Below are 11,814 nucleotides of genomic sequence, written 5' to 3'. Positions count from 1 at the left end.
GCGCGTCCGCTGCCCCTCCTACGCGCGTAGTGCGGGTGCTTCGGGGGGTGCCGTAACGTCTGTGTATGCCAAAAGAGTTGAGGGTGGCGGCCTACGCCGTATGCGTGCGCGACGGGCAGATGCTGCTGGCCCGCTGGGTCGCGGGCGACGGCCGAAAGCGGTGGACCCTGCCGGGCGGCGGCATGGACCACGGCGAGGATCCGTACGACACGGTCGTCCGCGAGGCCGAGGAGGAGACAGGGTACGCGGTCGAACCGGTCGCGCTGCTCGGCGTCGACTCCGAACTGCGCAGCCACCCGCGCCGGCTGGGCCCGGCCGCCGACTTCCACGCCCTCCGTATCGTCTACGAGGTCCGCGTCACCGGCGGCGAACTCCGCCACGAGACCAACGGCTCCACGGACATGGCGGCCTGGCACGCCCTCGACGAGGTGCCCGCCCTCGACCGGGTCGGGCTCGTCGACATGGGCCTCGCGCTGTGGCGGGAGCGACCGGCCCTGGGGCGTACCGAAGGGGCCGGGAAGTAGGTTCGGTACCCCGGGAAATGAACACGGAGTGACCGCGTCCGAGCCGTTCGGGGAGGGCTCCATGGACGCGCGTGGGCGCGCAGGGTAGTCCAAGATCCACGTACGGCGATCGGCGTTGCCCGTTGTGGCCCAGTTAACGTCCAGGTCACCCGTAGTGCCAACGATCCAGTGTGAGCGGGGAGTTACCGCAACCAGCCCCCGCGACCACTGCCGAAGCGTTCGCACTCGGGGAGATCGCGCCATGTCGCGCATACGCTCTGTCGCCACTGCCGCCGCCATGAACCGCCGTACGCTTCTCGCCGCCACCGGGGCGGTGACCCTCTCCGCGGGCGTCGGCTACGCCCTGCGGCCCGACTCCGAGGCGCACGCCGCCGCGGCGGGGGAGGCGCAGTCCGCCGCGTCGGGCGAGGCGCCCGTCGCCGTCTCGCGGCAGGCACCCGCCGCGCCGCTCGCTCCGTACGAGCGCGGCACCACCCTGCAGACCGTCGCCGCCCCGCGCACCGGCTCGGGCGGGTACCAGCGGCTCGGCAACGGCCCCGCCTGGAAGCGGGTGGTGCGCGGCGACCTGGCCGCGGCCAAGTCCGGCCGGGCCGAGCGGCGCACCGCGCTCGCCTCGTTCGTGCAGTTCACCGACCTGCACCTGATCGACACCCAGCACCCGCTGCGGCTCGAGTACCTGCGCTCCGGCGCGGTGAACGCGTGGCGCCCGCAGGAGTCGCTGACCGTCCACGGTGCCGTGTCGCTCGTCGAGCGGGTCAACTCGCTGCGGGGCGCCCCCGTCACCGGCTCCCCGCTGCACTTCGTCATGACCACCGGGGACAACACGGACAACAACTCCAAGACGGAGCTGGACTGGTTCCTGAAGGTCATGAGCGGTGGCCGCATCCGCCCCAACAGCGGCGACCCGCGCCACTACGAGGGCGTCCAGAACAGCGGCCTCAAGACGTACTGGCAGCCCGACGCGGCCCTGCGCGACGCCGACAAGCAGCGCGGCTTCCCGCAGCTGCACGGTTTCCTGGCCGCCGCCATCCGCGAGCTGCAAAGCCCCGGCCTCGGGCTGCCCTGGTACTCCACGGTCGGCAACCACGACGCGATGCCGCTGGGCTGCTACCGGCACGGCGACTCCTTCCTCGCCGAGTTCGCCGTCGGCGGCAAGAAGCTGATGTCGCTGCCCGCGTCGCAGAGCGTCGATCTGCGCGCCTCCATCAAGAACGACAAGGACCCGAAGGGCACCCAGCTCCGGGACCTGCTCAAGGCCCAGGCGCGGCAGCTCCGCTCGGTCACCCCGGACGAGTCGCGCGCCCCCTTCACGCCGGCTGAGTACCTCAAGGCGCACCTCGACCCGGCGAACACCGGGCCCGGCCCGGTCGGCCACGGCTACTCGCAGGCGAACGTCGCCGCGGGCACCCAGTACTACGCCTTCCGCATCGCCGACGACATCCTCGGCATCAGCCTCGACACCACCGACCCGGGCGGCCACTACCTGGGCTCCATCGGCACAGCCCAGCTGAAGTGGCTGGACAAGACGCTGCGCGACAACGCGGACTCGTACGCGATCATCTTCAGCCACCACACCAGCAAGTCGATGACCAACCGTCGCGCCGACCCCGCCCGCCCGGCCGAGAAGCGCCACGACGGCGAGGAGGTCGTCTCCACCCTCTCCCGGCACCGCAACGTCCTGGCCTGGGTGAACGGCCACACCCACAGGAACGAGATCATCCCGCACTCCGCGCCGAACAACGGCTCCTTCTGGGAGATCAACACCGCCTCGCACGTCGACTTCCCGCACCTCGCCCGCATCATCGAGGTCGTCGACAACAAGGACGGCACCCTCTCCCTCTTCACCACCCTCATCGAGTCCGCGGCCCCCCACCGCACCGACTACTCCGACCTCACCCAAACCGGCCTCGCCGCCCTGTACCGCGAACTCTCCTACAACACCCCGGGCCGAAACCCGGAACTGAGCGGCACATCGCGCGACCGCAACACGGAACTGGTGCTGAAGAAGGGCTGAGGCACGTCGGGCGGGCAGCGGACCGGTCGCCCGCCGGGCGGAACCTGAGTACGCGCACTCATGCACCCGGCCCCCGCCTCACCGGAAGGTGGGGGGCGGAGGTGCAGAGATGAAGGAGACCGTGGCGGCCCGGTGGCACCGAGTCCGCGGGCGGTGCGCCCGAGCGGGCGGACTGCTGCTGATATTCGCCCTGGTGGGGCTGTCGGCGGCGTGCTCCAGCGAGCCGTCGGAGACGGAACTGCGGACGCAGGCCACGTCGCCCGCAGCGGAGTCCCGCAGGGCGGCGGAGGAGCAGAAGATGCGCTCCCTCATCGAGCAACTGACCGCTGTCGAAGGCCTGGAGCACGTGCTCACGCGCTTCACCGACTCCTGCGCCAGGTTCTCCAACGGCTCGATCTTCGAGAACAACCGGTCTCCGCACACCCTCGAGTGCGGTATGCGGGCCGACGCCTACTTCGGCGTTCAGGGAGACATCACGGACACGCTGCCCCGAATCCGAGCGGCCGACATCGCGACCTGGGGGCCGCAGGACGGCGAGGGGCGGGACCTGTCGTACGCGGCCGGCACCGTGACCTACGCGCTCGACTACCACCGTGATCGCGGCCGGTTTTCGGACGGCACCCTGATGCCCGCGCCGACGCTCGAAGCCCCGGGGCTGCGGATCGACTGGGACCGGCCGGACCTGCCGCTTCCGAACCGGGTCGAGGAGCCTGCCCCGTGCCCCCCGGAGGGGGCCGGGATCTACCTGCGCTGCTCGACCGCTCCGGAGTCCCCGATGAGCGTGGCAGCCGCGCGGGCACGCTACGGCACCGTCCTGACCCTCAGCCTCGGTGGCTCGGGCTCCTCCGCGTACGACTACTTCACCGTGCCCCGCCGAAACTGACCCGCCGGAACCGACCCCCTCGGCCTTGAACTTGGAACAGGGCCCTAGGAGTGTGGCGCAGCTTTCAGAGCCGGGCCGCGCGTTCGGCGACGCTCCGCGTCGCCACCCTCAGATTCACTTCACCACCGGGCTGAAAGACTCTGCTGAGAGTCCTGAAACCCGATGCACTGCGAATGAATCCCGGTAGCCGTATGAGGAGGGGCCGCCGGCAACCCGGCGGCCCCTCCTCTCCCCTCCTGACGCTTTCCCGGACCGTCACTACCGGGGAAGCACCACGACATACGCCGCCGGATCGCGGTCGTTCGACGCCATCAGGGCGGTGCGTACGACCGTGGCCTGCTGCTCCAGCCCGTCGCGCAGCTTGCGCGGAGTGAGGTACACGACCGTGATGCCGAGCCGCTCCAGGTGCTCGCGCTTGCGGGCGTACTCCGACCAGAGGGCGTCCTCGTCCTGGCGGGGGGCGCGGGTGTCCAGCTCGACCGCCACCGCCTGCTCGGGCCAGTAGGCGTCGAGGTCGCCGAGGTGGGGGCCGCCGGGCAGGCGCAGGTCGACGTTCCACACCGGGTCGGGAAGGCCGTACTCCCGCACCATCCGGTACAGGCGGTCCTCCGCGATCACCCGGCCCTCGGCGAGGAGGGAGTCGACGGCGTCCACGACGTGCGGGCGGTTCAGCAGCCTCGCCTCGGTCAACTCCCGTACCACCGCAGTTGGTTCGCAGTGGTTGCCGCGTACCGCCTCGGTCAGCAGTCGGCGTACCGCGCCCGCGTCCTCCAGTTCCGCGACCGCGTCGGCGAGGGCGCGCGGGACGGGGGCGACCGGGACGCCGGTGACGTAGCAGGGGGCGGGGAGGGCGGCGGTGCGGACGATGTGGGCGCAGCCGTGCGAGCGGAGCCGGCGCAGGCGCGTGACCAGGACGTCGATCCGGTCGAGGGAGGTCAGCGGGGGCGCCGACGAGAAGCCGTGCAGGGTCAGTGCCGCCAGGCCCGTGATCAGCGCGTCCGTGGAGGGGTGGGGGGCGTGCGGCTGTTCGGCGCCCGGCTGGGCGGGGATGCCGGTGGCCGGGTCGGGCAGGGGGGAGCGGGCGGCGAACAGCAGGACCGCGTGCAGGCGTTCCTCGGAGGTGGGCGGGCCGGGGTGGAGCAGGAAGACGCCGGGGAGGATCTGCTGCCAGGGGCCGCCGGGCCGGCACTGCTCGTTCGCTCGGGCGGCCGTGACGCCGTGGGCGCGCAGCTGGGCGGTGGTCAGTACGCGCCGCCGTACCTCGGAGAGGTGGCGCAGGGGGCGGGGGGAGAGCGGGGTGTTGTGGTTCATGACCGGGGGTTTCCCGCGTCCGATCCGTCCCCTAACCGCTGTTACACGCCCGTCGACAAATCCGGACAAGCTCGCCCTAAAGTACGGGCGTTCGACTGCCGAAAGGCGCTGGTCCGGATGGGGAGCGGTAGGGGTTACGGCTTTCCATACCTGTATTTCGTAACCGCCGTGGGACCGACGCAATCAACGGGATCGGTGGATCCATGGTGGTGGGGCACCGACGGAATCGGTGCCCCACCCGGCAGGAGCTATTCGGCCGTCGCCGCCTCGTCACACCCCTGTGCCCGCAGGGCCCGAGCCAGATCGTCCCGCGCCTCCAGTACCAGCCGGCGCAGCGCCGGGGCCGCGTTCTCGTGGGTCGTCAGCCACGTGTCCGTCGCGTCCAGCGTCGTCTGCGGGTCCTGGAGGGACGGGAACAGGCCCTTCACCACGTCCATGCCGATCTGGATGGAGCGGTCGGCCCAGACGCGTTCGATCGCGGCGAAGTACTTCGCGGCGTACGGCGCGAGCAGCTCCCGCTGGGACGGCTGGACAAAGCCCGCGATCGTCGCCTCGACGAGGGCGTTGGAGAGCGCGTCGGACTCCACGACCGCCGCCCAGGCCTGTGCCTTGACCGCCGCCGACGGGCGGGCGGCGAGAGCGCGGACCTGGTGGCGCTTGCCGGAGGCCGTGTCGTCGCGGGCGAGTTCGGCGGCCACCGTGGACTCGTCCGCGACGCCGCGCGCGGCCAGCGGTTCAAGGAACGCCCAGCGCAGTTCCTGGTCGACGTCCAGGCCGTCGATCTTCGCGCTGCCCTCCAACAGGCCCCGGAGAAGCTGAAGATCGGCCTCTTCGGAGGCGACCGTCGCGAAGAAGCGGGCCCAGGCGAGCTGGTGCTGACCGGCGGGCTCGGCGAGCCGCAGTTCCGTCAGGGCGCCCTGGGCGAGCAGCCGCCCGCCCTCGGTGCGCCAGTCGGGCGCCGCGTAGTGGGTGAGCGCCGAGTAGACCCAGGCGTGCAGCATCTGGAGCACACCGATGTCGGACTCGCGGCCCGCGAAACGCAGCACCAGGTCCACGAAGTCCCGCGCCGGCATCAGCGCGTCCCGGGTGAGGTTCCACAGCGCCGACCAGCACAGGGCGCGAGCCAGCGGGTCGGTGATGTCGCCGAGCCGGTCCCGGAGTGCGGCCAGCGAGTTCTCGTCGAAGCGGATCTTGCAGTACGTCAGGTCGTCGTCGTTGACGAGGACCAGCTCGGGGGCGTCGGCGCCGACCAGCTCACCGACCACCGTGCGCGGGCCCTCGACGTCCACCTCGGCGCGCGCGTACCGCTCCAGGGCGCCGCCGGGCGAGCGCCGGTACAGACCCACCGCCACGCGATGCGGGCGCAGTTCGGGGTGGGACTCCGGCGCCTCCTGCAGCACGGCCAGTTCGGTGATGCGGCCCTCCGCGCTCAGGATCACCTGCGGAGTGAGGGAGTTGACCCCGGCCGTCTGCAGCCAGGCCCGCGACCAGGTCGCCAGGTCGCGGCCGCTCGTCTCCTCCAGGACGGAGAGGAGGTCGCCGAGGCGCGTGTTGCCGTACGCGTTCCGCTTGAAGTAACGGCGGGCGCCTTCGAGGAACGCGTCGCGGCCGACGTACGCCACCAACTGCTTCAGTACGGACGCGCCCTTGGCGTACGTGATGCCGTCGAAGTTGAGCTTGGCGTCCTCGAGGTCGTGGATGTCGGCCGTGATCGGGTGGGTGGAGGGGAGCTGGTCGGCGCGGTACGCCCAGGCCTTGCGGCGGTTGGCGAAGGTGATCCAGCCGTCCTTGAAGCGGGTCGCCTCCACCAGCGAGAACGCGCCCATGAAGTCGGCGAAGGACTCCTTGAGCCACAGGTCGTCCCACCACTCCATGGTGACGAGGTCGCCGAACCACATGTGCGCCATCTCGTGCAGGATGACGTTCGCCCGGCCCTCGTACGCCGTCTGCGTGACCTTCCCGCGGAAGATGTACTCCTCGCGGAAGGTGACGAGCCCGGGATTCTCCATCGCGCCGAGGTTGTACTCGGGCACGAACGCCTGGTCGTACTTCCCGAACGGGTACGGGTAGTCGAAGTGGTCGTGGAAGAAGTCCAGCCCCTGCTTCGTCACCAGGAACACGTCGTCGGCGTCGAAGTGCGGGGCGAGGCCCTTGCGGCACATCGCGCCGAGCGGGATCTCCAGCGTCGTACCGTCGTCGAAGGTGCGGGAGTAGCGGTCCGTGACGTAGTGGTACGGGCCCGCCGCGAACGCCGTGATGTACGTCGAGATCGGCTTGGTCTCGGCGAACCGCCATACGCCGTCGGCGAGTTCACCGACACCGTTGCTCCAGACGACCCATTCCTCGGGCGCCCGCACCTCGAACCGGAACGGCGCCTTGAGGTCCGGCTGCTCGAAGTTCGCGAACACGCGCCGGGAGTCGGCGGGCTCGTACTGGGTGTAGAGGTAGACCTCGCCGTCCTCGGGGTCGACGAAGCGGTGCATGCCCTCGCCGGTGCGGGAGTAGGCGCATTGCGCGTCGACGACCAGCTCGTTGTCGGCCTGGAGGTCTTCGAGCTGGACGCGTGTTCCGTCGAAGACGGCGCCGGGGTCGAGGTCCCTGCCGTTGAGTGAGACGGCGGTGACGCTCGGCGCGATCAGGTCGGCGAAGCTCGCCGCGCCGGGCTCGGCGCAGCGGAAGCGGATCGTGGTCACCGAGCGGAAGGTGCGCGGCTCGGCCTCGGTGTCCCCCACGGCGGATCGCAGGTCGAGGGACACCTCGTACCCGTCCACGGACAGCAGGGCCGCCCGCTCCTGGGCCTCGTCGCGGGACAGATTCTCACCGGGCACGTGCGGCACTCCCTCGGGGTGTCATGGCGATATAGCGGACAGGGCCGATCCTGCCATGGGCCCCTGACGCCGGACAGTGGGAACGGCGGCGGACACCGGGAATGGGGCGGGCGACCGTCGGTGTTGGCTGGGGAAAGACCATCTTCCGAGGAGCGACATGCCCGAGACGACCTCCGCCAAGACCCCCGTCGACTTCTGGTTCGACCCGCTCTGCCCCTGGGCCTGGATGACCTCGCGCTGGGTCCTGGAAGTGGAGAAGGTCCGGGACATCGAGGTCCGCTGGCACATCATGAGCCTCGCCGTGCTGAACGAGCCCAAGCTGGACGAGCTGCCCGAGGAGTACCGCGAGATGCTGGCCACCACCGCGTGGCAGCCGATCCGCGTCGTGACCGCCGCCTGGCAGAAGCACGGCGACGATGTCCTCGGCCCGCTCTACACCGCGCTCGGCACCCGCTTCCACAACGACGGCCAGGGCCCGACCCGCGAGGCGATCGTGGCGGCCCTCGACGAGGTCGGCCTCCCCGCCGACCTGATCGACTACGCCGACCAGGAGGACTTCGAGTTCGACGCCGAGCTGCGTGCCTCCCACAAGGAGGGCATCGAGAAGGTCGGCCAGGACGTCGGCACGCCGGTGATCGCGGTCCCGGGCGCCGACGGCGAGCAGGTCGGCTTCTTCGGTCCGGTCGTCACCCCGGCCCCGAAGGGTGAGGCCGCCGGCAGGCTCTGGGACGGCACGCTGCTCGTCGCCTCGACCCCGGGCTTCTACGAGATCAAGCGGACGCGGACGGCGGGGCCGGACTTCAGCAACCTCTAGGTCCTGTCCGGGGCGGGGGCCAGGAACTCCTCGGGGAGGGTGCCCCCGTCCCCCTTGGCGTACCAGCGCTGGAACCGCAGGCAGCGGGCGGCCTCGCAGCGCCAGTAGTCATCCACGTAGTCCGCCTGCGTGATCACTTTGACCGCCGCCTTCTCGGGGGGTTCCAGCAGGCGGAAGTTCTGCATCGTGCCGCAGTTCAGGCAGTCCAAGTACTTGCTCACGAGCACCTCCGCACCGGACGGATCTCCTGGACCCGCGATCCTAAGCCCCCAGGGGGTTCCGGCAAGAGCCATTCCGCTTTTCGCCGACCCGCCCGCGCGAGCAGGCCTCGACCTGGATACTGCGGGGTCATGAGTACGACGACGAGCGCGACCGACGCCATGAGCCCCGCACCTCTGGCGGGCACGACCCTGCTGCTGGCCCGGCACGGCCAGACCGTCTGGCACGCCGAGAACCGCTACGCGGGAGTGAGTGACGTCCCCCTCACGGATGAGGGCCGGGCTCAGGCGGAGGCCCTCGGCCGCTGGATCGCCGCCCACCCCGTGGACGCCGTCTGGACGTCGACGCTCTCTCGTGCCGTCGCCACCGCCGAACCCGCCTGCCGCGCCCTCGGCCTCGCCGCGCACCGCGAACCCGCCCTGCGCGAATGCGACTTCGGCGTCGTGGAGGGCCGCACCCTCGCCGAGTTCGAGGCCGAGAACCCGGCGCGGGCGAAGGCGTTCCGGACCTGCCCGGTGTCGTACCCCTTCCCGGAGGCGGAGGACCCCCGGACCGCCGCGGCCCGCGGCGCCGCCGTGCTGCGCCGCATCGCGAGCGCCCACCCCGGCGAACGCGTCCTGGTCGTCGCCCACAACACCCTGCTCCGGCTGGTGCTCTGTTCCCTGCTGTCCATCCCGCTGGGCGAATACCGCCGGGTGCTCCCGCGGCTGGGCAACGCGGCGGTCACCGAACTCCGGATGACGGACGGGACCGCGGCCTTGCTGTCCCTCAACGTGCCGTGCGGCTGAGCGGCCTCAGGGCCGCCGCAGCAACCCCCGCTCCATCGCCACCACCGACAAGGGTGCCGAGCGCTCCAGCGCGCCACGCCCACGGTGAATGAGTTCATGCCCAAAAGCCTGCCCGGCCAGGCCAGTTGGCGGACACGGGTACTCGGTTGAACTTGTCGTCCACCGATCGGTGGACCCTGGGGAGGGGAAGGCCCCCGCGAGTCACGTCCTCGCGGGGGCTCCCGTTTCTCCGCCTGCCGCGTGAAGGGTGAGAAGACGATCACGAGCAGGACGTTTCATACATCCCTCAGGGGGCGAGCAGCAACACATCCGCGCGGGACTTCGCTGCGGCGTAACGGCGGGCCACGTCCTGCCAGTTGACGACCTGCCACATGGCCTCGGACGAAGTCGACCTTCTGGTTCTTGTACTGGAGGTAGAAGGCGTGCTCCCAGGCGTCGAAGACCAGGATCGGGGTCGCGCCCTGGCCGACGTTGCCCTGGTGGTCGTAGACCTGCTCGACGATCAGCCGGCCGCTGAGCGGTTCATGGGCGAGGACGCCCCAGCCGGAGCCCTGCGTGGTCGCGGCGCTGGCCGGGGCAAGGCAAAGGAGCCGAAGTCCCGTGGGAACTTCAGCTCGATGCCACCGTTTCCGCTCATGTTGTGCCATTGGAGTTCTCTCCTGCCCGAGGGCTGGAGACTCTCCCCTGGATCGCTCCGGGGAGTTTGACGGCGGTGAGGCCCGTCCGGCGACGACCCTCCCGGCCGCCGGGCAGATCGCTGACCTGCCTCCGCCAACGTATCGGGACTGGGGCCACCGGGGGTTGACAACTGGTGATGCCCACCACAGCGAGTGATCAACCGCGCGCGTGTTCGAACAGGAGAGGTTGTTTGGGCGGGCACGACGAGTCCCCTCCGATCTCTTATTGCGAACATATTGCAACTGCACGTTAGCAACAAAAAGGCCCTCGCGTGGCGTACGCGAGGGCCTTTCACGGGTGAGGGACGTCAGTTGCCGGTGACGCGCGCCCGCTGCCAGGCGTACCCGACCGCCGCCAGGAGCAGCGTCATCCCGCCCGTCGAGTACAGCTGCACCCGCGTGTCCGGCTCCCGGGCCATCAGGACGAAGATCGCGACCATACCGGCCAGCGCCACCCACGTCAGCGCCGGGAACAGCCACATCCGTACGACCAGCCTCTCGGGCGCCTCGCGCTCCACCGTGCGCCGCAGCCGCAGCTGCGACACCGCGATGAAGATCCAGACGACCAGGATCACCGCACCGATCATGTTCAGCAGCCAGGGGAAGACGTCGTCGGGCCGCCAGTAGCTCAGCAGTACGCAGACGAAGCCGAAGACGCAGGAGACCAGCACGGCGACGCGCGGAACCCCGCCGGACACCGCGCCCAGCGCCTTCGGGCCCTGACCCCGCTCCACCAGCGAGTAGGCGATGCGCGAGGAGCCGTAGATGTTGGCGTTCATCGCCGAGAGCAGGGCCACCAGGACGACCACGTTCATCAGCTGACCGGCGCCCGGGATGCCCAGCTGGTCCAGGGCGGCGACGTACGGGCCCTTCTCGACGACCTCCTTGGAGTCCCACGGGACGAGGGTGACGATGACCGCCATCGAGCCGATGTAGAAGAGCGCGATGCGCCACATCGCCGTACGGACCGCGCTCGCCACGCCCTGGACCGGGTTCTCGGACTCGGCCGCCGCGATCGTCACGGTCTCCAGACCGCCGTACGCGAAGACCGACGCGAGCAGGCCGATGACCAGCCCCTCGCTGCCGTGCGGCAGGAAGTCGCTCAGGTTCGAGGCCCCGGGGGAGTCCGTGCCGGGCAGCACCCCGGCGATGGCCAGCACGCCGAGGACGAGGAACAGGCTGATCGCGCCGACCTTCAACGCGGCGAACCAGAACTCGAACTCGCCGAAGTTCTTCACGGCGGCGAGGTTCGCGGTGCAGAAGACCACCATGAAGAGGGCCACCCAGGCCCACTCGGGGGTACCGGGCAGCCAGCCGGTGACGATCTTCGCCGCGCCGATGCCCTCCAGGCCGACGGCCGTGCAGAGCAGGACCCAGAACGACCAGCCGGCGGTGAAGCCGGCCCAGGGGCCGATCGCCCGCTCGGCGTGCGCCGAGAAGGAGCCCGAGGACGGATACGCGGCCGACATCTCGCCGAGCATCCGCATCACCAGCATGACGAGCAGACCGGAGACGGCGTACGCGATCACGATCGACGGTCCGGCAGCGGCGATACCCGCGCCGGAGCCGACGAACAGGCCCGCGCCGATCACCCCGCCGAGGGCGATCATCGAGAGGTGGCGCTGCTTGAGGCCGTGGGAGAGGGAGACGCCCGTGTCGGTCGTACCGGGCGGGGCGTCGAGGGTGGTGCGGGACATGGGTGCGGGTGGTCCCTTACGTGCGAGTGCGTGCGTACGCACGAGAACGTGCGTGTGGG

At 70.6% G+C, this 11,814-nt stretch carries 9 protein-coding genes and 1 pseudogene; 5 read left to right on the top strand and 5 right to left on the bottom strand.

All coding sequences use genetic code 11. From position 1 onward, the window contains the following. The first annotated feature begins 65 nt into the window (after window positions 1-65). The 3 genes from ACX28W_RS34035 (at window position 66) to ACX28W_RS34025 (ending at window position 3,421) form a co-directional block, all read left to right on the top strand. The gene (locus ACX28W_RS34035) at window positions 66-524 is read left to right on the top strand and encodes an NUDIX hydrolase (protein ID WP_459003861.1); all 459 of its coding nucleotides are present in this window, start codon (window positions 66-68) and stop codon (window positions 522-524) included. A gap of 241 nt (window positions 525-765) precedes the next feature. Next, on the top strand, window positions 766-2,538 hold the full coding sequence (locus ACX28W_RS34030; RefSeq protein ID WP_459003860.1) for a TIGR03767 family metallophosphoesterase: 1,773 nt from the start codon (window positions 766-768) through the stop codon (window positions 2,536-2,538). A gap of 109 nt (window positions 2,539-2,647) precedes the next feature. Next, window positions 2,648-3,421 (top strand): hypothetical protein, encoded by a 774-nt coding sequence (locus ACX28W_RS34025; protein WP_459003859.1) that lies wholly within the window; start codon window positions 2,648-2,650, stop codon window positions 3,419-3,421. Between the two features lie 258 nt (window positions 3,422-3,679). Here the strand turns inward: ACX28W_RS34025 and ACX28W_RS34020 are convergent, their stop codons facing one another. Then, on the bottom strand, window positions 3,680-4,732 hold the full coding sequence (locus tag ACX28W_RS34020; RefSeq protein WP_459003858.1) for a hypothetical protein: 1,053 nt from the start codon (window positions 4,730-4,732) through the stop codon (window positions 3,680-3,682). 248 nt (window positions 4,733-4,980) lie between these two features. Further along, window positions 4,981-7,560, bottom strand: coding sequence for an aminopeptidase N (gene pepN, locus ACX28W_RS34015; RefSeq protein ID WP_459003857.1), 2,580 nt, complete (start codon window positions 7,558-7,560; stop codon window positions 4,981-4,983). Window positions 7,561-7,717: 157 nt separating this feature from the next. Between pepN and ACX28W_RS34010 the strand changes: the two genes are divergently transcribed. Then, entirely contained in the window at window positions 7,718-8,374 is a 657-nt protein-coding gene (locus tag ACX28W_RS34010) for a mycothiol-dependent nitroreductase Rv2466c family protein (protein ID WP_459003856.1), read from the top strand. Here ACX28W_RS34010 and ACX28W_RS34005 read toward each other — a convergent pair. Then, window positions 8,371-8,595, bottom strand: coding sequence for a hypothetical protein (locus ACX28W_RS34005; protein ID WP_459003855.1), 225 nt, complete (start codon window positions 8,593-8,595; stop codon window positions 8,371-8,373). The two genes, ACX28W_RS34010 and ACX28W_RS34005, sit on opposite strands and share 4 nt — an antisense overlap. Window positions 8,596-8,724: 129 nt before the next feature. Between ACX28W_RS34005 and ACX28W_RS34000 the strand changes: the two genes are divergently transcribed. Beyond that, the gene (locus ACX28W_RS34000; RefSeq protein WP_459003854.1) at window positions 8,725-9,381 is read left to right on the top strand and encodes a histidine phosphatase family protein; all 657 of its coding nucleotides are present in this window, start codon (window positions 8,725-8,727) and stop codon (window positions 9,379-9,381) included. Window positions 9,382-9,667: 286 nt separating this feature from the next. Here ACX28W_RS34000 and ACX28W_RS33995 read toward each other — a convergent pair. Beyond that, window positions 9,668-10,033 (bottom strand): annotated as a pseudogene (locus ACX28W_RS33995) (superoxide dismutase); the annotation flags it as partial. Between the two features lie 333 nt (window positions 10,034-10,366). Beyond that, on the bottom strand, window positions 10,367-11,755 hold the full coding sequence (locus ACX28W_RS33990) for an amino acid permease (RefSeq protein ID WP_459003853.1): 1,389 nt from the start codon (window positions 11,753-11,755) through the stop codon (window positions 10,367-10,369). Window positions 11,756-11,814: the final 59 nt, after the last annotated feature.

Source organism: Streptomyces sp. SD15, assembly GCF_054462255.1.
Note: the sequence above shows the minus strand (reverse complement) of the source record. Positions and strands in the feature narration are given on the sequence as shown.